This is a genomic window from Heliophilum fasciatum, from assembly GCF_004341395.1.
GTDB classification, from domain to species: Bacteria; Bacillota; Desulfitobacteriia; order Heliobacteriales; family Heliobacteriaceae; genus Heliophilum; species Heliophilum fasciatum.
This window is the reverse complement of record NZ_SLXT01000025.1, coordinates 13,178-35,545: the sequence shown is the minus strand read 5'-3', so window position 1 is coordinate 35,545 and position 22,368 is coordinate 13,178. Positions and strand designations below refer to the sequence as shown.

The 22,368-nt window shown below is 54.8% G+C and carries 23 protein-coding genes; 4 read left to right on the top strand and 19 right to left on the bottom strand.

Translation table 11 applies throughout. The features are described from left to right. Position 1: 1 nt before the first annotated feature. From hypF to EDD73_RS11855, 8 genes are all read right to left on the bottom strand, one after another. The gene (gene hypF / locus EDD73_RS11890; RefSeq protein ID WP_131920219.1) at positions 2-2,533 is read right to left on the bottom strand and encodes a carbamoyltransferase HypF; all 2,532 of its coding nucleotides are present in this window, start codon (positions 2,531-2,533) and stop codon (positions 2-4) included. After that, the gene (gene hypB / locus EDD73_RS11885) at positions 2,530-3,198 is read right to left on the bottom strand and encodes a hydrogenase nickel incorporation protein HypB (protein WP_131920217.1); all 669 of its coding nucleotides are present in this window, start codon (positions 3,196-3,198) and stop codon (positions 2,530-2,532) included. The genes hypF and hypB overlap by 4 nt, the downstream gene beginning before the upstream one ends. Before the next feature lie 15 nt (positions 3,199-3,213). Continuing rightward, positions 3,214-3,576 carry a hydrogenase maturation nickel metallochaperone HypA/HybF gene (locus tag EDD73_RS11880; RefSeq protein ID WP_131920215.1) on the bottom strand — a complete coding sequence of 121 codons (363 nt, stop codon included), beginning with the start codon at positions 3,574-3,576 and terminating at the stop codon, positions 3,214-3,216. Continuing rightward, positions 3,569-4,168 carry a HyaD/HybD family hydrogenase maturation endopeptidase gene (locus EDD73_RS11875; protein ID WP_207668879.1) on the bottom strand — a complete coding sequence of 200 codons (600 nt, stop codon included), beginning with the start codon at positions 4,166-4,168 and terminating at the stop codon, positions 3,569-3,571. The genes EDD73_RS11880 and EDD73_RS11875 overlap by 8 nt, the downstream gene beginning before the upstream one ends. A 54-nt stretch (positions 4,169-4,222) precedes the next feature. Continuing rightward, positions 4,223-4,900, bottom strand: a complete 678-nt coding sequence (gene cybH, locus EDD73_RS11870; RefSeq protein ID WP_131920213.1) for a Ni/Fe-hydrogenase, b-type cytochrome subunit — start codon at positions 4,898-4,900, stop codon at positions 4,223-4,225. Positions 4,901-4,912: 12 nt separating this feature from the next. Next, the gene (locus tag EDD73_RS11865; RefSeq protein ID WP_131920211.1) at positions 4,913-6,649 is read right to left on the bottom strand and encodes a nickel-dependent hydrogenase large subunit; all 1,737 of its coding nucleotides are present in this window, start codon (positions 6,647-6,649) and stop codon (positions 4,913-4,915) included. A gap of 71 nt (positions 6,650-6,720) precedes the next feature. Further along, positions 6,721-7,815 carry a hydrogenase small subunit gene (locus EDD73_RS11860; protein ID WP_131920209.1) on the bottom strand — a complete coding sequence of 365 codons (1,095 nt, stop codon included), beginning with the start codon at positions 7,813-7,815 and terminating at the stop codon, positions 6,721-6,723. 241 nt (positions 7,816-8,056) lie between these two features. Then, entirely contained in the window at positions 8,057-8,971 is a 915-nt protein-coding gene (locus EDD73_RS11855; RefSeq protein WP_131920207.1) for a MerR family transcriptional regulator, read from the bottom strand. Positions 8,972-9,145: 174 nt separating this feature from the next. Here EDD73_RS11855 and EDD73_RS11850 point away from each other — a divergent pair, with 174 nt between their 5' ends. Next, complete coding sequence (locus tag EDD73_RS11850) at positions 9,146-9,871, top strand: helix-turn-helix transcriptional regulator (RefSeq protein WP_131920205.1); 726 nt, start codon at positions 9,146-9,148, stop codon at positions 9,869-9,871. 141 nt (positions 9,872-10,012) lie between these two features. Here the strand turns inward: EDD73_RS11850 and mdh are convergent, their stop codons facing one another. From mdh to argH, 8 genes are all read right to left on the bottom strand, one after another. Then, entirely contained in the window at positions 10,013-10,942 is a 930-nt protein-coding gene (gene mdh, locus EDD73_RS11845) for a malate dehydrogenase (protein WP_131920203.1), read from the bottom strand. 139 nt (positions 10,943-11,081) lie between these two features. Beyond that, the gene (gene icd, locus EDD73_RS11840) at positions 11,082-12,329 is read right to left on the bottom strand and encodes an isocitrate dehydrogenase (NADP(+)) (protein WP_131920201.1); all 1,248 of its coding nucleotides are present in this window, start codon (positions 12,327-12,329) and stop codon (positions 11,082-11,084) included. Between the two features lie 294 nt (positions 12,330-12,623). After that, complete coding sequence (locus EDD73_RS11835) at positions 12,624-13,208, bottom strand: indolepyruvate oxidoreductase subunit beta (protein ID WP_131920199.1); 585 nt, start codon at positions 13,206-13,208, stop codon at positions 12,624-12,626. A 2-nt stretch (positions 13,209-13,210) separates the two neighbouring features. Beyond that, positions 13,211-14,971, bottom strand: a complete 1,761-nt coding sequence (iorA, locus tag EDD73_RS11830; protein ID WP_131920197.1) for an indolepyruvate ferredoxin oxidoreductase subunit alpha — start codon at positions 14,969-14,971, stop codon at positions 13,211-13,213. A gap of 26 nt (positions 14,972-14,997) precedes the next feature. After that, complete coding sequence (locus EDD73_RS11825) at positions 14,998-16,299, bottom strand: phenylacetate--CoA ligase family protein (protein ID WP_131920195.1); 1,302 nt, start codon at positions 16,297-16,299, stop codon at positions 14,998-15,000. A 243-nt stretch (positions 16,300-16,542) separates the two neighbouring features. Continuing rightward, a complete protein-coding gene (locus tag EDD73_RS11820; protein ID WP_131920193.1) occupies positions 16,543-16,710 on the bottom strand; it encodes a DUF362 domain-containing protein in 168 nt (55 codons plus the stop codon). Positions 16,711-16,780: 70 nt separating this feature from the next. Then, the gene (locus EDD73_RS11815; RefSeq protein WP_131920190.1) at positions 16,781-16,945 is read right to left on the bottom strand and encodes a DUF362 domain-containing protein; all 165 of its coding nucleotides are present in this window, start codon (positions 16,943-16,945) and stop codon (positions 16,781-16,783) included. A 112-nt stretch (positions 16,946-17,057) separates the two neighbouring features. Next, positions 17,058-18,434, bottom strand: coding sequence for an argininosuccinate lyase (argH, locus tag EDD73_RS11810; RefSeq protein ID WP_131920188.1), 1,377 nt, complete (start codon positions 18,432-18,434; stop codon positions 17,058-17,060). Positions 18,435-18,827: 393 nt separating this feature from the next. On the opposite strand from argH, the gene EDD73_RS11805 reads away from it, so the two are divergent. Then, positions 18,828-19,139 (top strand): HesB/IscA family protein, encoded by a 312-nt coding sequence (locus EDD73_RS11805; RefSeq protein WP_131920186.1) that lies wholly within the window; start codon positions 18,828-18,830, stop codon positions 19,137-19,139. Between the two features lie 156 nt (positions 19,140-19,295). Further along, positions 19,296-19,496 (top strand): DUF1540 domain-containing protein, encoded by a 201-nt coding sequence (locus EDD73_RS11800; RefSeq protein ID WP_131920184.1) that lies wholly within the window; start codon positions 19,296-19,298, stop codon positions 19,494-19,496. A 38-nt stretch (positions 19,497-19,534) separates the two neighbouring features. Here EDD73_RS11800 and EDD73_RS11795 read toward each other — a convergent pair whose 3' ends face one another. The 3 genes from EDD73_RS11795 to EDD73_RS11785 all read right to left on the bottom strand — a co-directional run bounded on the left by EDD73_RS11795 (position 19,535) and on the right by EDD73_RS11785 (position 21,970). After that, positions 19,535-19,987, bottom strand: coding sequence for a MarR family winged helix-turn-helix transcriptional regulator (locus EDD73_RS11795; RefSeq protein ID WP_131920182.1), 453 nt, complete (start codon positions 19,985-19,987; stop codon positions 19,535-19,537). Between the two features lie 114 nt (positions 19,988-20,101). Then, positions 20,102-20,872, bottom strand: a complete 771-nt coding sequence (locus EDD73_RS11790; protein ID WP_131920180.1) for a tetratricopeptide repeat protein — start codon at positions 20,870-20,872, stop codon at positions 20,102-20,104. A gap of 36 nt (positions 20,873-20,908) precedes the next feature. After that, complete coding sequence (locus tag EDD73_RS11785; protein ID WP_131920178.1) at positions 20,909-21,970, bottom strand: S1C family serine protease; 1,062 nt, start codon at positions 21,968-21,970, stop codon at positions 20,909-20,911. Between the two features lie 99 nt (positions 21,971-22,069). On the opposite strand from EDD73_RS11785, the gene EDD73_RS11780 reads away from it, so the two are divergent. After that, on the top strand, positions 22,070-22,291 hold the full coding sequence (locus EDD73_RS11780) for a hypothetical protein (RefSeq protein ID WP_131920176.1): 222 nt from the start codon (positions 22,070-22,072) through the stop codon (positions 22,289-22,291). Positions 22,292-22,368: the final 77 nt, after the last annotated feature.

Here is a 22,368-nt window from a genome sequence, read left to right as displayed (position 1 = left end):
GCTACCGCTTCCCTACCGGCTCTGCCGATGTTCTGCCGGCTCCCTGCCGCTGCCAAAGAGCAACGACCGCTTGCCCCAGCGCCAAGCCGCCGTCATTGGCCGGCAAAAGCCGAGGTAACAGCACCTGCCAGCCCTGCGCCAAAAGCTGCCGGCGCACCATCACCGTCAAATAAGGATTTTGCCAGACGCCGCCACTTAACACGGCAGTCTGAATCCCCGCCGCCCGTCCGGCCTGCATCACCTGCGTAACGACCATATGGGCGATTGTATTATGAAAACGCTGCGCCATTACCTCTGGCACTTCGCCTCGGTCCCGCTCCTGAAGCATGGCTGACCACAATGGCGCCACTTGCCACTGTCGCTGGGCAAAAGCGACCGGATAAGTGCCCATCGCCGCTGCCCTTGCCCAATCATGACCCTCCAGGCCACCGTTCAACCCCAGCCGCATCGCTACACTTTCGCCCAACTCGACGGCCGCTTGCCCGTCATAGGTATTTTCCAAACAAAGCCCCAGCAGGGCCGCCACAGCGTCAAACAACCGACCGGCACTCGATACAAGCGGTGCATTGAGCCCGGCTTGGATCATCGCTTGCGCTCCCGCCAGGTGCCGCGCAAACTGCGGAAAAAGTTCTTTTGCCACAGCCCAGCCTTGCTCACCCAGCGCCGCACCCAAATGCGCCGCCAGCACCAGCCAGGGCCGCCCTACCGCACTGTCACCACCCGGCAGCGGCACCGGTTCCAGCCAGGCCAATCGCTCAAAACCGCGTACACTGCCGCGCAGCAGTTCAAAGCCCCGGATCACCCCGTCTTCACCGTAGCCGGTGCCGTCAAGAATCGCCCCGATCACTTCACCGGTATAGCCATGCTCAGCCAATACCGCCGCCAAATGGGCATGATGATGCTGCACTTCCACCACGGGCAAATGCAAATCACGCCCTAGCGCCGATACCTGATAGCCGGGATGGCGATCGACAGCCACCGTCACCGGCGTCAGCGCCAGCAATTCCTGCAGCCGCTGATAGGTCGACAAAAAATGTGCCCGGCCCTCCCGCGTCTCGACCGTACCGATATGGGGACTGAGCACCGCTTCCCCACGCCCCAGCAAGGCAAAAGTGTTTTTCCACTCACCACCGACGGCGATGATGGCCGGTTCCTTGACCGCATCCACACCGGGCGGCACCGGCACCGGAATCGCCGCCGGCACATAACCGCGCGCCCGCCGGTAAAAAGTCAACTGCCCGTCGATAACCCGCACCACCGAATCATCAATCGGGTTAACGATCGCCCGGTTATGCTGCAAAAAAAGATCGGCAATATCACCCAGTTCGGCCAGCGCCGCTTCATTGCCGTAACAAAGCGGCAGTCCGGCCCGGTTGCCCGACGTCATTACCAGCAGATCCAGATCAGGAGCCTGCTCCGCTGCTGTTGCAAATAGCACTTCATGGAGCGGCGAATAAGGCAGCATCACGCCCAGCGTCTTTGTCCCCGGCGCCAAGTTCGCCGGTAGATTCGCATCCGGAAGGCGCTCCAAGATCACGATCGGTGCCACCGGACTCAGTAAAAGCACTTCTTCGGCCACACTGAGCTTGCAAACTTTACGTACCGCTTCCAGATCGCGGGCCATCACCGCCAGAGCCTTGGCCGGTCGGTGCTTACGCTGCCGCAAACGGGCAATCGCTTCGCTGCTTCGCCCATCGCAGGCCAGGTGAAACCCACCGACGCCCTTGATCGCCGCAATCGCCCCGGCTTGTAAGCGCCTGATTAACAACGGTGCCCAGCTTTCGCTCCTGGCGCTGTCCTGTTGAGCATCGCCGGCCATAACCGGGGCATCGATTAAGGCGGGGCCGTTCGAGACGTCACCGCCGGCAGGGGCGTCATCGCCCATGGATATGCAATCATCGCTGGTCAGGGCGTCACTTTGCAGCAATGTACCGTCACCGCCCAGCAGCATACCGTCCGCACCGGTCAACCAGACCTGCGGACCACAAACCGGACAAGCCAACGGCTGCGCGTGAAACCGTCGATCACCGGGATCATCGTACTCCCGGCGGCAATCCGGACAAAGTGCAAAGGAACGCATCGACGTAAAAGGACGATCATAAGGCACCCGTTCCACAATCGAGTAGCGCGGCCCGCAATTGGTACAGTTCGTCAAAGGGTAGCGATAACGACGCGCCTCCGGATCGTTCATCTCCTGGCGGCAAGCCGGGCACATGGCCATATCGGGCGGAATCGACGCAGCCACATCAGCACTGGGCTTGCTGGTACGAATCTGAAAAGAGCTCCACCCCTGCAAAGGTACATGCTCCGCTTGTACTTCGCTGATCCGGCTTAAAGCCGGCGCTTCATCGACAAGGAGCCGCAAAAAAGCCTCAACCGCCGCCACGTCACCTTCCACGACAGCTTCCACGCCGCGGGCCGTATTGGCTACCCAACCGCCGAGCCGGAGTTCTGCTGCCAACCGATAGACAAAGGGTCGAAAACCAACACCTTGCACAACACCTTTGACCATGACCCGCCGCGCTGTTTTCATAGCGCCCTGCGTCCCCTTTTTGCCTGCACTTGCGCCATCAACCAAGCAACCCAGGCTTCCATCCCTTCACCCGTACGGGCCGAAAGATCGAAACGGCACAATCCCGGGTGCACCTGCGCCAGATCCGCCGCCAACTCGTCCAAGCTAAAATCGGTAAAGGGCAGCAAATCAATCTTATTGAGCACCAGCGCCGTCGCTTCCCGAAACATCAGCGGATATTTGACGACCTTATCCACACCTTCCGTCGTCGACAGGACCACCACCGACGCATCGGCACCCAAGTCAAATTCCGCCGGACAAACCAGATTGCCTACATTCTCGATGATCAACAGATCCAACGTATCCAGATCAAAAGCCGGCAAGACGCCTTGAATCATCGCTCCGTCCAGATGGCACGCCCCATGGGTATTGATCTGCACAGCCCGTACCCCTTGCCGCGCGATCCGATCAGCATCGCGTGTGGTCGCAATATCCCCTTCAATGACCGCCACCTGCAATTGATCGCGCAGGGCAGCCAGTGTTTTTTCCAACAATGTTGTCTTGCCGGCGCCCGGCGAACTCATCAAGTTCAGCAGAAACACACCTTTTTCATCCATCAAACGGCGGATTTCTGCCGCCACCTTTTGATTAGAACCTAACAAATGCTGACCCAGTTGGATTTGCACCGGATTCCCCCCTGTTCAACCGTTGCCATCGGCCGTCTCAAAATAATCAATCCGCAGTTCCCGCCCCTGCACAATCGTCACGGCACCGCTGCCGCAACGAGGGCAAAGAAAAATCCACTCCCCCGCAGCGACGGGAAACCGCTCCTGACAGTCGCGGCAGCTTCCCTCTGTCGGCACTTCTTCAATTTCTAATTCGGCCGCCGGTGCATAAGGCGGAGCCGATCGGCAGACTTCAAAAGCAAAGCGCAGCGCATCGGGCATGGCGTGCGTCAGCGCGCCGACAACCAACTTGACTTTCGTCACCGGCCCCACTTGACGCTGCGCACATTCCCGGCGCAGCACCTCTGTCAGACTTTCCATCAATGCCATTTCATGCATGGTCGATCCCTTTGCGCCGAGGCGGTACCCCCCAGGCTTGCAGTTGCTCAATGACGGCCGTCACCAAACGGGGCATTGTTGCTTCCACCGTACCCGTTAAGGACGTTCCCCACTCCAAGCTCGACGGCTCAATCCCGACCATCACCATCGCCTCCGGCAGCGTGCCGCGCAAACGGGCCAACCCTAAGACTTCCTGAAAGCCCATCTGATGCTGTGACATCTTGACGCCCAAGTACGCCGGAATCGCTTCCCCCTCCAGCCGCACCAGCGTGCCCGGCTCCCGTCCCGAGGCAATCGCATCAATGCACAGCAGCCGCTCGGCTTCTTCCACATGCTCCAGAAGCAAAAGTCCTAAGGTGCCGCCATCGATCACCTCAACCGTATCATCAAAATCATAGTCCTGCCAGAGCCTTTGCACAGCATGAACACCGATGCCTTCATCGGAAAACAATAAATTTCCCAGTCCCAAAACGATCGTTTTTTTCATACCCCATTCCCTTCCTACACATACATACCCATCGATACCCCGGAAAAAAGACAGCGGAGCGGCCAGGCAATTACCCGAACCGTCCGCCGCTACTTCTTTGTCCATACTCACCACTGCTACCTGCACCGGTCACCATACTAGTGCCCGCACCGGTCAGTTTCAACCTTTTTTGTCCTGCGCTTCATATTTATAGCCACTGACGATCGAAGACATCGTCCCGTCGCGCACAAAAAGCTCATGGCGAAGGCTCATATACAGATGGATCACCACGAACACCATGAACACCCAGGCCCCCAGCCGGTGCCACATGTGCACATAGAAAGAAGCACCCATGACCTGGATCACCCAGCCAAAAAGATGGCCCGTCATTCCGTCCGGATGTAGTTCACTGTACATGGCAAAGCCCGAAAAAGCCATAAATCCCGATCCCAAGATCACCACGAAAAAATAAGCCAGGTTCGCCAGCGGATTATGCCCCAAATAATGAGGCTCCTGTTTTTTTAAGAACAGGTAGTGCAGCAAGGTATCACGAAAGTCGAGCCAGTACTGCTTCTGCCAAGGCCAGCGGTGCGATCGGGCATACTGATTGCCGGCATAGGCCCAGTAAACCCGATAAATAAAATTGGCCACAAACAGATAGCCCACCAGCATGTGAACTGTGAAAAACTTGCCCATGATAAACGCGGTCGTTGCATCCATGGTGATCACCGACAGGCGTAGTTCGGGCCTGCCGATGTAAATACCGGTCACAAACAAGATCATCACAAACAGCGCATTGAGCCAGTGATACATGCGAACGGGAAACTGCCAGACGTAGACCCGTTTAAACAACTTCATGGCTATTCCTCCTTATCCGAGGACTTTCACCGACGTGATCTCGCGATTCTCACTGTCCGTCAAATGGGCAGCACAAGCCAAGCAAGGGTCAAAAGAATGAATCGTTCGCAACAGTTCCAACGGCTCTTCCGGCTTGGCCAGCGGCGTGCCGATCAGCGACGCTTCATAGGCGCCATGTTGTTGTTTATGATCTTTTGGCGAAGCATTCCAGGTGCTGGGCACCACACACTGATAATTGAAAATGCGGCCGTTTTTGATCTGTACCCAATGCCCCAGGGCACCGCGCGGCGCTTCCGTGAGACCGACACCCTTGGCTTCGGCCGGCCAGGTCTTGGGTTCCCATTTGTCTTGATTAAAGGTGGACTGATCACCGCTTTTGACGTTCGCCACCAGTTCATTGAAGAACTGCCGCAACCACACGGCCGCCAAGCGCGACTCAATGCCGCGGGCTGCCGTCCGGCCCAGCGTTGAGAACAGTGCCTCCGGTCCTACGGCCAGATGCGCCAGCACCTTGTCTACTTCCTCTTTGATCAGGTCGTGCGTCGGTGCATTTTTCTTGGCATAACCGACGAGCATCCGCGCCAGCGGGCCCACTTCCATCGGTTTTTCTTTCCAACGAGGCGATTTCAGCCAAGAGTACTTGCCTTCAAAGTTGCCCGTTGGGTCCAGCGTATCATAGGGCGGTTTCGGGCCGGTATACTTGATCGCCGTTTCCCCGTCCCAGGGATGGAGACCGTTTTTGCTGTTTTCATACCAACTGTGATCGGTAAATTCAGCAATCTGCGCCGGATCGCGCGGGTCCACATCGTAGACTTCATTGAGATTGCGATCGAGGATAACCCCTTGCGGGAAAAGAAAACTGGCAGAATCACGAATATGAGTTGTCGGCAAATCGCCATAACACATGTAGTTGCCTAAGCCCCCACCATAAGCGGCTGTATCTTTGTAAAAGGAAGCGATGGCCAGGAGATCGGGAATGTAGACTTGATTAACAAATTCAGTAGCTTCATCGATCAAGCGCGACACCATATTCAAGCGCTCAATGTTGATGGCATTGTCGCCGTTGATATCGATGGAGCAAGCCATCCCGCCGACCACGTAGTTCGGGTGCGGGTTTTTTCCGCCAAAAATCGTATGGATTTTGACGACATTTTTCTGCCAATCGAGGGCCTCCAGGTAATGGGCCACCGCCATCAAGTTGGCTTCGGCCGGCAGCTTGTACGCCGGGTGACCCCAGTAAGCATTGGCAAAGATGCCGAGTTGTCCGCCGTCGACAAAGGCTTTGAGCTTGTTTTGCACATCCCGGAAGTACCCGGCCGTCGACTTGGGCCACTTGGAGATGCTTTGCGCCAGCGCAGCCGTCGCTACCGGATCGGCCTTCAGCGCATTGGGAATATCGACCCAGTCGGCCGCATGCAGATGATAAAAATGCACCACATGGTCATGGATATAAATCACGCAGTGCATGATGTTACGAATCAGTTCGGCATTACGAGGAATGCGAATATCCAGGGCGTCCTCCACCGCGCGCAGCGACGTCAAGGCATGCACCGTGGTACAAACACCGCAAATCCGTTGAATCAATGCCCAGGCATCACGGGGATCGCGCTCGCGCAGGATCAATTCCAATCCGCGTATCATCGTACCGGCGCTGGCCGCATCGATGATTTTGCCGTCCTCCACTTTTGCCTCTATGCGCAAATGACCTTCGATCCGCGTGATCGGGTCAACGACGATCCGTTCGGCCATGGAATCCTCCTCCATACTATATCTAGTTCCAACACAATGGGTCTGTAGATTTATTTACTGGAGCGGCAAGTTCATTTATCGTTAGGCTCCGATGATTCTCCGACTTTTTTGGTAACTGCTGATATTGTGGCATGAGCTGCTGCACCGGCAACGGCGGCGCCTACGGCCATGACCCCGATCGTATCGACGTTCATGCCGATTTGCATGCCCGGTACGCCCGATAAATGGGTATACATGGATTGACCGCCGTTGTTATCCCAAAATCCTTTTTCCGAACAACCAATGCAGGGATGACCGGAGCGAATCGGATAGGAAACGCCGCCGTTCCATTGCAGATTGGAGCACGCATTATATGTATTTGGTCCTTTACAGCCCATTTTATAGAGGCACCAGCCTTGCCGGGCACCTTCATCGTCAAAATTCTGTACAAACATCCCGGCATCAAAATACGCACGGCGGTTGCACTTGTCATGGATGCGGTGGCCGTAAAAGGCTTTGGGCCGGCCTTCGTTATCAACATCAGGCAAACGATCAAAGGTCAAGATGTGGGTGATCACCCCGGCCATGACTTCCGCAATCGGCGGGCAACCAGGCACATTGATGATCGGTTTATCTTTGATGATGGCTTGCACCGGTACGGACCCTGTCGGGTTCGGTTTGGCGGCTTGGACACAACCGTTCACTGCACAAGAACCCCAGGCAATGATCGCCTTGGCACCTTTCGCTTCTTCTTGGAGCATCTCCAGCGCTGAACGTCCGCCAATGCAACAATAGATACCGTCATCGCCGGTGGGAATTGCGCCTTCTACCGCCAAAATGTAATTCCCCCGGTTTTCTTCCATGCTCTGTTTGGCCGCCGCTTCAGCGTGATGGCCCGCTGCAGCCATCAAGGTCTCATCATAATCCAACGAAATCATGTTCAACACAATATCGCCGGCAATGGGATGGGCCGTACGGATGAACGATTCGGTACAACAGGTGCATTCCTGAAAATGCCGCCAGATCACCGGCAATCGCCGTTTGGTTTCTAAGGCTTCTGCAATCGTTGCTGCGGAACTGCTGCTCAACCCCAGCGATGCGGCCATGACGGTGCAGAACTTGAGAAAGTCCCGCCGGCTTACGCCGCGCCGTTCGAGTACACCATAAAAGGTTTCTTCCCGTGCCACTTCGATTCCCCCTTTTTTCCTTGCCGCTTGGCCTGCTTCTCTGCTTGGTTGCTTCATGCTGCGTAGATAAAGAAGCTGCTTGTACGAGACTGGCCAATGAGCCAAAGAACCTGCGCTATATCGAACTCTACTTGCAGAAAATCGACTTTCTACTCATTTTACCTCCGGGGAATCGCGATGGCAACCACTATGATCTTATTATTACATCGGTTTTCCTCAGCCCCAATCTTTCCCTAGCCAATTAGCCCAACTGTTCCAACCAATCGTCCCAGTGTTCCAAATCCATGCCGATATATCGCTCCCCGAGGGTCTCCTGCGTTTCCCGATCATCCATTAAGCCCAACCCGCCAAAACCAATATGGATGTTCATGGCAGCCAAATCAACGGACCTACTCAGTTCTTCGGCTACTTGCGGCACTGTGGGTGCCAGCGCCCGTTCACCCACACAAACGCCGACAATACGGGGCTGCAGTTCCTGCATCGCCCGTGCCAGTTCCTGCACCGGCAGATTGTTACCCAGGTAAATCGTCCGAAAACCGCGCCGCCGCAAATAGATCGACAAAATCAACAAGCACAATTCATGCTGATCGCCCGGTAAACTGGCCACCAAGGCCAAGGGCCGGTGTTGATTCGTCGGCAGTGCACCCAGCATGGCCGCCAAGCGTGTCCGGAAAAAGTTTGCTGCAAAATGAGCATGGGCTAAGGTCATCGTTGCTTCATCAATTTGCTGCTGTACCTGCGCCATGACCGGAACGATCAGCTCCATCGCCACCCGTTCCACACTGAAAAAACTGAGCGCCTCTTCAATCACCGCGCCGGCGCCTTTTTCATCGTACGCCATAATGGCGCTTTGCATCCGCCCTTGCAGATTACTCATCGTACTCATACCCATGTCCAGAAGCGCTCGCTGCGGCGGTAACACTTCTTGTTGAAGCATTTTCACCGCTTGACTGATCGTCACACCATTTTTCACTTGTTGCGCCAGCCATTGGATCGTCTGTACATCATCTTGGGAGTACACCCGGTATCCCGCCCGGTTCCGTGCCGGTTGAATCACCTGGTAGCGATGCTCCCACACACGCAGTGTACCTGCGGCCACACCGGTCATTTTTTCAACGGCTTTGATATTATAGACGCCTTGATTTTCTGTGCTCATCGTATGTTGACCCTTTCTTCCTCAATCATCCGGCAATCTTCATTATGTCCCTGAACAAGCTTTCACAATCACTGAACAGGGTAAATCTGGTCGTGTTGGTGCAACCTTCGTATTTGCAATAGTTTTCACTTAATATATAATAGGAACAGTGAGATTGGCTTCTTTGCAGAGGAGGTGAACGAGATTTTTGAGGAAGCACAAAAAATAAGTTCCGTCTTTGCCGATAAAACTCGTTTCTTGATTTATCAATTTATTCTCACTCAAAGCGAAGTCACCTATACCGTCAAGACGATCGCTCAGAAATTCCACATTCATCCCAATGTGGCTCGTCTTCATCTCTCGAAGCTGGAAGAGATTGGCCTACTTCGTTCGGATTGGGATCATCAAACGTCACCGGGACGGCCGGGGCGGGTGTATAGTCTTCGTCAAGAAGCGCTTACGCTCAGCTTTCCGCCACGCATGTACCCGTTGCTCAGCGAATTGCTCTTAGAGACACTGCAGCAACTCGGTCCCAATGAACAAGCGGTGCTTTTGCGGATCGGTTTTCTTCACGGCCAACGTCTCGCTCAATCGGCACGCATGACCGTTCCGGCGTTGCCGGCTACACCGTGGGAACTGCCGATCACCGCCTTAGGCTCCTTGCTGACGATCGACGGGATTCCACCGAACCTGATCACGTCGCAAGACAGCAGCGCCACGTTACGCTTGCGCAACTGTCCTTTTCATGAGATGCTTGAACGCTTCGGTGTATCGCTCTGCGCGTTACATCATGCGATTTTAAGCGGCCTCATCACTACGTTGTGGCCTCATATTGAACTGACGTTGGTTCACTGTCTGCCTGACGGTGCCAGTGAATGTACCTTGCGGTTGCAATTGCTCAATACTGATGCGGCATCATAACCGTATGGGAGCACAAGGTTGCCCTTGAATGTACTCATTGTATCCATAGAAAAAGCCGATCCCTTAGGGGACCGGCTTTTCTATAGGTACTGAGGCTCGTTCATGGATACCCGGGTATCATGGTTACCTGGGCAAAAGGGTTTACATACCGGTGACGGCAATTAGTTTCTTGACCGAATCGACCGATTTGGCCAGCAACGCTTTTTCGTCTTGGCTCAACTCGATTTCATAGATTTTTTCCACACCGTTGGCGCCAAGCATGACCGGCACACTGGTGTACAGGCCTTCATAGCCATACTCACCGTTTAAGTACGCCGCAACCGGCAACACTCGTTTTTGGTCTTTCAGGATCGCTTCAACCATTTGCACGACCGAAGCGGCCGGTGCATAGTAGGCCGAACCGGTTTTCAGGTAGCCGACGATTTCCGCACCGCCGTTACGGGCACGGTCGACGAGCGCTTGAATGCGATCTTCCGGCAGCAGTTGACGGATGGGAATCCCGCCGACATAGGTGTAGCTCGGCAGGGGAACCATGTCATCGCCATGGCCACCGAGAACAAAGGAAGTGATGTCTTTAACAGAGCAGCCCAGTTCCATGGAGATAAAGGTTTTGAAGCGCGCGGTGTCAAGAATACCGGACATACCGAAGACACGGTTCGTCGGGAAACCTGATGCTTTTTGCGCCACATAGCACATGGCGTCCAAGGGGTTGGCCACGATCACCATGATACAGTTCGGCGAAGCAGCGGCCGCTTTTTCGGCGCACTCTTTCATGATTTTCGTGTTAATGGCCACCAGATCATCGCGGCTCATGCCAGGTTTGCGGGCAATCCCTGCGGTGATGACAACTACGTCAGAGTTGGCCGTGTCAGCATAGTCGTTCGTGCCGATGATATTGCAGTCAAAGCCGTAGACCGGGGAAGCTTCCCGCAAGTCGAGGCCTTTGCCCTGCGGTACACCTTCGACAACGTCAAGCAGGACGATGTCAGCCAATTCGGAAGCGGCTGCCCAGTGCGCGCACGTCGCCCCTACGTTTCCTGAACCAATGATCGTGATTTTTTTGCGTGCCATGTTGGATGGTTCCCCTTTCGCTTCTTAGATGCTCAAACTGGCAGCGTGCTTGTCCACACGCTGCCAGTGTTATTATACACCGAAGATGACTTTTTCACTACCCTATCGCAGGGTATGATGACCGCCCTTGGCGTATCACCTACATGCGAGCAATGATGGCCGCCGCGAATTCCGACGTTTTGACTTCTTGGGCGCCCTCAATTTGCCGCGCCAGGTCATAGGTAACCACCTTATCTTGGATGGCTTTTTCCAGGCCTTTGATGATCAACTGGGCCGCTTCTTTCCAGCCGAGATGCTCCAGCATCATCACACCGGAGAGGATGACCGAGCCGGGGTTGATCTTATCGAGGTTGGTGTATTTGGGCGCGGTGCCGTGAGTCGCTTCGAACACGGCATATTCATCGGAGACGTTGCCGCCCGGTGCGATGCCGAGGCCGCCCACTTGGGCTGCCAGTGCATCGGAGAGGTAATCGCCGTTGAGATTGGTCGTCGCCAGAACCTCATACTCGTCGGGACGCAGCAGCGCTTGTTGGAACATGCTGTCAGCGATGCGATCTTTGATGACGATTTTGCCTTCGGGCACTTTGCCGTTGTATTCGGACCAGAGCTCATCTTCCGTAACGATTTGATCGCGGAATTCGTCTTTGGCCAATTGATAACCCCAATCGCGGAAAGCGCCTTCGGTGAACTTCATGATGTTGCCTTTGTGCACCAAGGTGACACTCTTGCGGTTGTTGTCGATGGCGTATTGGATGGCTTTGCGCACCAGGCGTTTGCAGCCCGATTCGGTCATCGGCTTTAAGCCGATGGCGGTGCCGTCTTTGAGGATTTTGACCCCAAGTTCGTTACGGAAAAATTCCACCGCTTTGGTGGCCGCTTCGCTGCCTGCTTGCCACTCCAAGCCGGCATAAACGTCTTCGGTGTTTTCCCGAAAGATGACCATATCGACTTTTTGCGGCTCTTTGACCGGGCTAGGCACGCCGTCATAATAGCGCACGGGACGAACGCAAGCATAGAGGTCCATGACTTGACGGAGGGTCACGTTAAGCGAGCGGAAGCCGCCGCCGACGGGCGTCGTCAAGGGGCCTTTGATCCCCACACGAAACTCTTTAAATGCTTCCACCGTTTCATCAGGCAGCCATGTATCATAAAGGTTTTTGGATTTCTCACCGGCATATACTTCCATCCAGGCAATGCTACGTTTGCCTTGATAGGCTTTTTCCACAGCGGCGTCAAATACACGAACCGATGCACGCCAAATATCGGGACCGGTGCCGTCACCTTCGATGAAAGGGATGATCGGACAGTCGGGAACTTGCATGCGTCCCTCTGAAAAGGTAATCTTTTCTCCTTGTTCAGGAACTTGTGCATAACGGTACTGAGCCATGGGTATTTCGTCCTCCTCTGTGTTGGTTGGATCGCCCTCTGCGATCCCTTCCTCGCCAATGTTACGGGAGTTGGTGTTTGTTCATCGATTGCGTAGTCACTTTGCAATGCAATCTCTGCCATTTAGCCCGCTCGTCCATAATAGTAGCCCGATTTATCAGAAAAGTCAAAGATCTCTTTCATAATATACTGTGTACTTTTTCGCACATTTACTCATGTCGCCAAAAAAAAAAGGGAACCACCACTGTGGCTCCCTCCCACCGCCCAAGGCGGCATCGATCATACTAACTGTGCCCTAGCGTTCGCAAGCAAAACCGGCGGCGAAGGCTTTGCGGTTGACTTCCAAGAAACGCACCGGCACGTTGGCTTCCAGCGCTTCTTGCCAGGATTCCGCCGGTACATCGGGCATGACCGAGGCCAGCACACCCATCAAGACCACATTGGTGGCTTTGCTGTTGCCGGCTTCCGTCGCCAAGGACAAGGCCGGTACAACAATCGCCGTAGCGACCTTGGCGCGGATATCGTCGAGGATCGTCTCGGGGTAGGTCGCCGCGCCGGCGACGACGGGCAGCGGGGCGATCTTCTGATCGTTGATGATCACCGTGCCATCAGGCCGCAAGGTGTGAATCCAGCGATAGGCTTCCAACTGTTCAAAAGCGACGAGCACATCGGCTTCCCCCGGTTCAATAATCGGCGAATAGACTTTGGTGCCGATGCGCACTTGGGTCACGACGGAACCGCCCCGTTGGGCCATGCCGTGGATCTCGGACATCTTAACATCCCAGCCCTGGCCTAAGGCCACGTGGGCCAGGATCTTGGACGCGAGGATCGTTCCCTGCCCGCCAACGCCGACAAGGAGAATGTTTTTCGTTTCGCTCATGATTATTCCCCTCCCGGACGGAAACAGTCAAACATACAAACACGGGCACAAACACCGCAGCCGGTGCACAGGGTGGCATCCACAACGGCTTTACGGGTTGCCGGGTCCATCGACAGCGCCGGACAACCGACGCCGATACAAGCGCGGCAGCCTTTGCAGTTTTCTACGATTAAGGGCCGATCGTTTTTGACGCGCAAGGCGCAGGGACGACGAGCGATGATCACTGACGGTTCCCGTACGGCCATTTCTTCTTTGAGCACGGCTTTGACTTGCTTGATATCCAAAGGATCGACTTCGACGACCCGCTTGACGCCCAGGGCTCGGACAAGCGCTTCGTAGTCGACCATCGGCGCCGGATCACCCATCAAGGTCTGACCAGTACCGGGATGATGCTGGTGGCCGGTCATGGCGGTGATCGAGTTATCTAAGATCATCACGGTGGAAGTACCGCCGTTGTAGACGATATCCATCAAGCCGGTGACGCCGGAATGAAGGAACGTCGAATCGCCGATGACGGCGACAATGCGGTTGGCCATCTCGGGATGGGCTTTTTCCATGCCTAAGGCGCCGGAGATCGACGCGCCCATGCAGATGCAGGTATCGATGCCGTCAAGGGGGGCCATGGTGCCCAAGGTGTAACAGCCGATATCGCCGGAGACAACGGCTTTCAACTGTTTGAGCACATAAAATACGCCGCGGTGCGGGCAGCCGGGGCAGAGAACGGGCGGACGCATGGGCGCGGTAAAAGGCGCCGGTACGTTCGTTTCCGGTATGGCGATGGCCACGCCACGGCTGGCTAAGGCCGCTTGCACACCGGCTTGGACGCTCTGCACGGAAAGTTCGCCAAAGGGCGGGAAAAAGGGTTTGCCCAGCACGGGCAGGCCCATAGCGCGCAGTTGATTTTCCAGATAGGGCTCCAACTCTTCCACGACGATGACGTGGTTAAAGCCTTGGGCCCAATCGGTGATCAGCTGCTTAGGGATGGGATGGGTTAAGCCGACGCGCAACACAGGTGCTTGCGGAAAGGCTTCTTTCACATAGCTGTAGGCAATGCCGGACGTAAGGATACCGACGCCGTTTGGTTCGCTGCCGGCTTCGATGCGGTTGACCGGGCAGGTCTCCGAAAAGGCGCCCAGCTTTTGATCACGCTCTTCAATGAACAAACGGCGGGCACGACCGTAAGCAGGGATCATGACATATTTTTTGGCGTCTTTGCTGTAGGGCTTGGCGGTACGCTCGACTGGCTCGTTCAGTGTAACCAGGCTGCGGGAATGAGCGATCCGTGTGGTGATACGCAGGATCACCGGCGTATCGAAGGTTTCTGACATCTCCAGTGCCAGGCCAACCATTTCTTTGGCTTCCTGCGAGTCCGAAGGCTCCAGCACGGGGATTTTGGCAAAGGGACCATAGAAACGGTTGTCTTGCTCATTTTGCGAGGAGTGCATGCCGGGATCATCAGCCGAAACCAGCACCAAACCGCCGCGCACACCGGTATAGGCTACCGTGAGCAGCGGGTCGGCCGCTACGTTAACACCGACGTGTTTCATCGTGACGATCGTCCGTGCGCCGGCGATGGCCGCACCGATGCCCACTTCCAAAGCGACCTTTTCATTAGGCGACCACTGGCAGGGAATCTCTTTGTAGGTGGCGATATTTTCGAGGATCTCCGTGCTGGGCGTTCCGGGATAGGCTGCGGCCACGCCAACGCCGTATTCATAGGCACCGCGGGCAATCGCTTCGTTCCCTGTCATTAATACTTTCACGTTGTTCTTTCCCACCTTTGTTCTGCTTACAGTTGCGGACGTCGATCAAGAACACGCTTGGATTTACCGGCAGTGCGCTCTAACGAACGCGGTTCCACCAGGCGTACTTTGGCACTGACCGAAAGTACGCTCTTTAAGCGGTTCTGGATGGCATTTTGCAGTTGCTCTAACTCCGCATATTTATCATGAAAACGTTCTTCTGTCAGTTCGACCTGAACTTCCAGCGTATCCAGATGGCCTTTACGGTCCACGACAAGCAGGTAATGGGGCGCTACGCCGGCCGTTTCCATCAAGACCGATTCGATTTGTGATGGGAAGACGTTGACGCCGCGGATGATCAGCATATCATCGGTGCGTCCGGTGACTTTACGCATCCGGGCCGTCGTACGTCCGCAAGCGCAGGGACGGAAATCAAGCTGGCTGATATCTTTGGTGCGGTAGCGCAGGATCGGCATGGCTTCACGGTTGATGCTGGTAATGACCAGTTCGCCTTCTTGATCGTCCGGAAGGGGCTCCCCCGTTTCCGGATCGATCACTTCCACCAGGTAGTGATCTTCCTGGATATGCTGACCGCAGGTAAAGGTACATTCGCCGGCCACACCAGGGCCGCCTAGTTCGGTCAATCCGTAGTTATCGTAGGCGCGAATACCCCAGTCGGCTTCGATCTGGCGGCGCATGCCTTCGGACCAGGGTTCGGAGCCAAATAAACCGATGCGCAGCGGCAAAGTCGCCGGGTCGATGCCCATGGCTTTGGCTTCTTCGGCCAGATGCAAGGCATAACTGGGGGTGCAGATCAACACCGTCGTGCCAAAGTCCTGCATCAGCATGATCTGGCGCTGCGTGTTGCCGCCGGAAGCCGGTACGATGGCGCAGCCGAGTTTCTCTAACCCTTGATGCAAACCAAAACCACCGGTAAATAAGCCATAGTTAAAGGCGATCTGTGCCGTATCGCCAGGCTCCACACCGGCCAGTGCCACTACACGGGCGACCAAATTCGACCAGGTGTTCAGATCATTGCGTGTATATCCCCCGACAACCGGTTTGCCCGTTGTCCCGGAGGAGCAATGAAAGCGCACAATCTCCTTGCGATCGACGGCCATCAGTCCAAAGGGATAATTGTCCCGGAGGTCATTCTTGGTGGTCATCGGAAACTTGCGAATATCAGCTAACGTTTGTAAGTCTTCCGGTTTGACGCCAAGCTCGTCCATCCGGCGTCGATAGTACGGAACATGCTCATATACGCGTTGCAGCGTCTTGCGCAGCCGCTCGTACTGCAACGCCCGCAATGCGCCCCGTTCCATACATTCTGCTTCTGGTTGCCAAATCACAGGTGCAACCCCTTTCCTACCTCTCTGCATATAAAAAAAAACAACCGAGAACAACACCGGACTCCGGTTGTCGCTGGCGGTGCCGGCTGTTTCGCTGTATCGTCATTCTACATGGTCGTGTGGGCGGCTTCCTGTTGCCGGTTACTTTGGCATGGTTGGCTCACCGTACTACCATTCTTCTACGGCCCCACATAGCAAAAGCGCACCCAGCCTTCGCTGGGTGCGCCCAGGCCATATCCGAGATTAGCCTGCAATGATTGCATTGTTCGGGCAAACGTCTTGGCAAACGCCGCAGTCAACACAGTCATCAGAGATCGAGAAGATCGGGTTGCCTTCGGAGATCGCGCTGACGCAGCAATGCTCGACGCAAGCGCCGCAAGCAGTGCAGTCATTCGTGATTTTGTAGGTCATTCTTTGGTTCACCCCCTTTTATCAATAAGGGCTATGCCCTCAAGATTGCATCGTTGCCGCACGTGTCAACCTATTCGCCGACAATCGCTCCGGCTGGGCAGCTATCTACACAGGTACCGCAGTCGATGCAAGCATCGTTGATCGAGTACGGATTGCCTTTGACGATGGCATCGACGGGACATGCATCTTTGCAAGCGCCGCAGGATACGCAAGCGTCTGTAACTTTGTGTGCCATGTTTCGTTCTTCCTTTCCTTACTTGATGAGGACAAACTCAACATGTTTAAAATATCATGTAAAGGCGCCGGCATCAATAAGAAATTTTCACTATTTTTTTAGCTTTTACGATCTAGCAAAGACGAGCCCGTGCTGCTTCGATGGCTCGGCGCACCGCTTGGGGTGCCGGGCCGCCCGGTACGTGGCGATCGGCAACACATTTCTCAATCTTGATCGCCTCATAGATGTCCGGTTCAAACGCCGGTGAGCAAGCCTGGTATTCTTCCCAGGTTAACTCGTCCAGCGAAACACCTTTTTGCACACACATGAGCACCATTTTGCCGACAACTTCATGGGCTTCCCGGAAGGAAACACCTTTTTTGGCCAGGTAATCGGCTACGTCCGTGGCGTTGGTGAAGCCGCCGCTGGCACCGGCGCGCATCTTGTCTTTGCGTACGCCCATGGTGCGAATCATCGGTGTAAAGACGGTCAGGCAGCCTTTGACGGTGTCCACCGCGTCAAACAGCGTTTCCTTGTCCTCTTGCATATCTTTGTTGTATGCCAAGGGCAGCGCTTTCATGACAGTGAGCAGGGCCATCAGATCGCCATAGACACGGCCCGTTTTGCCGCGGATTAACTCGGCCAGGTCCGGATTTTTCTTTTGGGGCATCATGGAACTGCCGGTGGCGTAGGCGTCATCGAGATCGATAAACGCAAATTCCTGGCTGCTCCACAAGATGATTTCTTCGCAAAAGCGCGATAAGTGCATCATCGTCAGCGAAGCGGCCGCTGTATATTCGATGGCAAAGTCGCGATCGGCCACGGCATCGAGGCTGTTTTCGGTAATGCTGTCAAAGTTCAATTCGTCGGCAACGGCTTGGCGATCGAGATGGAACGTTGTTCCGGCCAGGGCACCGGAGCCGAGGGGGCAACGGTTGAGGCGACGGGCCACATCGGCAAAGCGGTCCCGATCGCGTTCAAACATCTGCACATAGGCCAGGAGATGATGGGCCAAGGTGATCGGTTGGGCTTTTTGCAGGTGCGTGTACCCCGGCATGATCGTTTCCAGGTTTTCTTCAGCCACGTCGAGGAGCGTCTTGATCAATTCGGCCAGCAGTTGCCGAGTTTCGGTGCACTCATCGCGCAGGTAGAGGCGAATGTCGAGGGCTACCTGGTCATTACGGCTACGGGCCGTGTGCAGCTTTTTCCCGGTTTCCCCGATACGTTCCGTCAGCAGTTTTTCAATGTTCATGTGGATATCTTCGGCGGATACATCAAACTCCACCTTGCCCGCTTCGATGTCGGCTAAGATGTCCTGCAGACCTGCAATGATCATCTGGGCATCGGCAGCGGGGATAATCTCTTGATTGCCGAGCATGCGGGCATGGGCGATAGACCCCCGGATGTCTTGGCGGTAGAGGCGTTGATCAAAGTGAATGGACGAATGAAAATCTTCCACCACTTTGTCCATGCCTTTTTGAAAACGTCCGCCCCATAATTTTTTTGTCAATGTATTCGACCCTTCCTCTGTAAAATAAATTAATGATTATTCTAATAACAATTGTGTTACTTCGGGAACTTTTGCGCTGGCTTCGTTGTCTAAGAAATATCCGGTGAGATGGCGCCGCCAAGGTCTCATCGAGAAATCAGTGAAACGTGGGGTGAAGACCGATGAAATCGCTCTGTCATCGCTGGGGAATGTCTTTGCAAGAGTGGGATCTCCTGACCTTACTGATCGGCGTATCGATTGCAGCAGGTTTAGCGGCTCTGACCCATGGATAAACGCTGAATCTCGTTGCTGCTCCAACAGGCCTCTCTCCATGGCCCACCTTTTTTCGCCTGGCCCACTCCTGCCCTTGATTTTTTTAGCCAGTTCGCTACAATCAAGTAGGAGGTGGGCGTTTTGTTTGCTGTTACAGAAAAAGCCCGTGAAGCGCTGGTCAAGTTACTGGCGGCAACGGAAGAACGTTATGTGCGCATCTTGTCGACGGGGCGGCGTCCGGAAGCCATCTATGATCTGACGCTGGAGAAAGAACCTCGTAAAGGCGACATTGCCTTTGAATCGAGCGGGATCAACTTTGTCGCCGATGATCTGACAAAAGATCTGGTTGATGGCTTACTCATCGATTTTGAAGATGACGGGCTCGAATCGGGTATTGTGGTACGCGATATTCCGGCGATGCTGGCCAGTGGCGGCTGTGGCTGCGGCGATTAGTCGGTGACGCCTGATCCCCTGGTATGATCGTTGTTGTTATCCAAAGAAGGTGATTCCTGAACGAGGGATCACCTTCTTTTATTATGCATAGTTTTCGGCTCTTTTTGTTACACTAAGGGTGAACCCGATGCCGAAGTAAAAAAAGGAGGTCCTACGATGCCTGACGTCAATTGTACCGTCAACAACTGTCATTATTGGGATTCCGGCAACCTTTGCACGGCCAAGCAAATTGTTGTTCAAAACGATCAAAACGGTGGTTTCTCGCCGAATGCCCAGTTGTCACAGTTAACCGCCACCCCCGCTCAGAAGAACGACGAAACTTGCTGTCAAACGTTTAAGAACAAATCCTTTCAATAGCGCAACCGCAGGAAGGCTCGCTGGATCAACCAGCGAGCTTATTCATTTATATCCTTGTTTTCCCGGTTATAGTTGATAATAAACCAGTTGATCGCATCGACAAACTGTTTTGCCGCTTCCGGATCTTTTTGTACCATGTTATGAAAGCGCTTGGACTTGGCCGAACCCACTTCATCTAAGATGGCTTCGCCTTTGGCGGTGAGCGAAATGACCCACTCCCGCTGATCAACGGGACTTTGGGTTCGGGAGATCAAATCCTGCGCCTCCAGATCTTTTAAGGCGGTCGACAGCGCTCCCTGCGTCAGATGGAACTGTTTGCGCATGTCTTTTTGCAACGCAAGGCCACAATAGGAAATGTAGTGGATAATCGCAAACTGGGTATAGGTCAGATCGGTCCGTTGGCTCATCTCGGCCATAATACGCATCCCAATGGAAAAAAAACCTTGTGCTGCTCGCGTTAATTCTCGTTCATTTACTTCAAAAGAACCCATGGCACTCCCTCTTTCTGTTTATCTGTAGAGGCTTTTGTGCTCACCTGTGTTTATTTATCGATTGTACCACATAAATAATTAATAGAACAATCAGCATTTCCCATTGTTTCGGAATCAATCGGCGATCAAGCGTTGGAATGCCGGGGTGCCTTGGACGTGGGCAAAATCTTCTTGTGCTTTTTCCCGAGCCGTCACTTTGCAATAGGGCAAAATCTCAATCGCTTTGCCCAAGTAGCGCAATGCCTCGGCTTCTTTTCCCCAACTGTCATAGATCGAAGCGAGCCCGAAATAGGTCCAGGGATGGTGCGGATCGTGCCGCAACGCTTCTTGGAAGCTCGCTTCCGCTGCAGGATATTGGCGATGGAGCTTCAAGGCCAAGCCTTTGTTATAGTGGCCAAAGGCATCGTCCGGTGCCAGGCTGATCGCCTTATCTAATAGTTGCACGCCCGTAGATAGATCGCCGCGAAAAGCCAGGGCGATGCCTTTGCCGGCGTAGGCCTTGGCACAGGCCGGATCAAGCGCGATGGCCTGATCATAGCGCTCGATGGCTCGGGCAAGGTGATTGGTCCCGCCTTCCACATCAAAGATATGATAGCCTTCTTCAAATCGTTTCTGCGCTTGCGCGCGCTTTGCTTCGTCGGCGACAGGCGTGTCGGTTGTCGTAGCGGCCGTGGTGGCTACCGCAGTGGCAGGTGCTGTGGTGACTGTTGGGGTGGTTACCACCGCGGTGCCGGCTGTGGCGGTGGTCGCAGTAGCGATTCCCGTTGTCGGCTCCGGGGAAGGTGCTGTTGTTGTCGCGGAAGCGCAGGCGCTTAGGGTCCATGCAAGCAACATCAACGCGGTGCTTGCCCCCCAAAAACGCACAAACCCATTGAAATTAACCATGAACCCACCTCCCCCTTCCTGCTTATCCCGTTGTTATTACCGCAATTCCGGCGGTAAGTTCGCTAATACGGCCGATACCGTTGCGGTTTGCCCTTTTCGGAAAAGGGTCACGCTCACCGGATCACCCACTTGCCGCTTGGCCAACTCCTCGGTCAGTGTTGCTATCGACGTGATGGTCTTTTCATTGATGCCGGTGATGATATCACCACGGCGCACGCCGGCTTGGGCCGCCGGGCTGTCTGGTGTCACGCGGCGCACCAGTACGCCTTGCGGTAAGCCATAATATTCGGAAACCAGCGCGCTGACGGTGAAGCCTTCAATGCCGAGCCAGGGGCGCTGTACGCTTCCTTGTTCGATGAGCTGCTGGATGATCGGCCGGGCCGTATCGATGGGAATGGCAAAGCCCATGCCTTCCACACCGGGCAGGGAAACTTTGGCGCTGTTGATGCCGATCAGTTCCCCCCGTACATTGAACAAACCGCCGCCGGAGTTGCCGGGGTTAATCGGCGCATCGATCTGGATCACTTTCAGTCGAACCTCATCGATCTCGAGCAAGCGATCGACGGCACTGACGATGCCATGGGTTACCGTCCGCGCAAATTCGTCACCCAGGGGGTTGCCGATGGCCACGACCAACTCGCCCACTTCCATCGTGCCCGAATTGCCCAGCGTCGCTGCGGTCAAGCCGCTAGCCGGAATCTGAACAACAGCCAGGTCCGATCGTGCGTCACTTCCCAGCAAACGGCCGGCTACGGTCCGTCCGTCAGACAAGCTCACTTGCAACGTTTTGGCACCCTCTACGACGTGGTAATTGGTAACCACATAACCTTGGGCCGCATCAATGATCACGCCGGAGCCGGTCCCTTGTTCCTCATCCTGATCATAAAGGCCGGCACTCATGTTGGAAATCCCGACAATGGCCGGTCCGTTTTTACGGGCAATCGCCGGTACCGGCCAGAAGAAGTTCGGCGATGATTCGGCAAAAGCATGTGAAATTGCGACCCCTTGCGCCGTAAGCCAAGGCGGTGTAAAGCAACCCAGTAAAAGAACCGTCACCAAAGAACAGGCCGTGGTACAGAGTGATCGGGAAATACTCATGGTTGTTCCTCCTCGTTTCATGGCAGGTGATCTCTATTCTTTTTTCAAAAAGCGTATATGTAACGCCGTTGCTGACATGCTAAAAGCGAGGTGATCCTTATGGAAAAAAACGTTCATACCATGCCGGTGCTTCCGTCATCATCGGGTATGGGCAAAGCCCGCCCCCTGCAAGAAGTCGGCGTTAATCACACCGACGATCATCATGCCGGTGATTTACGTGAAGCGATCAGCGTCAACATGCGTCAGACCATGGCTAACGTAGCCGACGATCAAGATGACGACGCACTGGCCGGTCACCACCGGGATGATCGCACCTATTGAAGGGACGATCGTACAAAAGAGGCCAACCGTTAGGCGCATGTTGCGTCGATGGTTGGCCTCTTTTGCCTTATCCCATC

Coding starts and splice junctions, on each gene's coding strand:
- EDD73_RS11865 (WP_131920211.1), bottom strand. CDS start 6,649: ATGGCCGAACGGATCGTCGTTGACCCGATCACGCGGATCGAAGGTCAT.
- mdh (WP_131920203.1), bottom strand. CDS start 10,942: ATGGCACGCAAAAAAATCACGATCATTGGTTCAGGAAACGTAGGGGCG.
- EDD73_RS11790 (WP_131920180.1), bottom strand. CDS start 20,872: ATGGTTAATTTCAATGGGTTTGTGCGTTTTTGGGGGGCAAGCACCGCG.
- EDD73_RS11835 (WP_131920199.1), bottom strand. CDS start 13,208: ATGAGCGAAACGAAAAACATTCTCCTTGTCGGCGTTGGCGGGCAGGGA.
- EDD73_RS11800 (WP_131920184.1), top strand. CDS start 19,296: ATGCCTGACGTCAATTGTACCGTCAACAACTGTCATTATTGGGATTCC.
- EDD73_RS11875 (WP_207668879.1), bottom strand. CDS start 4,168: ATGGACAAAGAAGTAGCGGCGGACGGTTCGGGTAATTGCCTGGCCGCT.
- hypF (WP_131920219.1), bottom strand. CDS start 2,533: ATGAAAACAGCGCGGCGGGTCATGGTCAAAGGTGTTGTGCAAGGTGTT.
- EDD73_RS11795 (WP_131920182.1), bottom strand. CDS start 19,987: ATGGGTTCTTTTGAAGTAAATGAACGAGAATTAACGCGAGCAGCACAA.
- EDD73_RS11880 (WP_131920215.1), bottom strand. CDS start 3,576: ATGCATGAAATGGCATTGATGGAAAGTCTGACAGAGGTGCTGCGCCGG.
- EDD73_RS11780 (WP_131920176.1), top strand. CDS start 22,070: ATGGAAAAAAACGTTCATACCATGCCGGTGCTTCCGTCATCATCGGGT.
- icd (WP_131920201.1), bottom strand. CDS start 12,329: ATGGCTCAGTACCGTTATGCACAAGTTCCTGAACAAGGAGAAAAGATT.
- EDD73_RS11815 (WP_131920190.1), bottom strand. CDS start 16,945: ATGGCACACAAAGTTACAGACGCTTGCGTATCCTGCGGCGCTTGCAAA.
- EDD73_RS11785 (WP_131920178.1), bottom strand. CDS start 21,970: ATGAGTATTTCCCGATCACTCTGTACCACGGCCTGTTCTTTGGTGACG.
- EDD73_RS11820 (WP_131920193.1), bottom strand. CDS start 16,710: ATGACCTACAAAATCACGAATGACTGCACTGCTTGCGGCGCTTGCGTC.
- EDD73_RS11855 (WP_131920207.1), bottom strand. CDS start 8,971: ATGAGCACAGAAAATCAAGGCGTCTATAATATCAAAGCCGTTGAAAAA.
- cybH (WP_131920213.1), bottom strand. CDS start 4,900: ATGAAGTTGTTTAAACGGGTCTACGTCTGGCAGTTTCCCGTTCGCATG.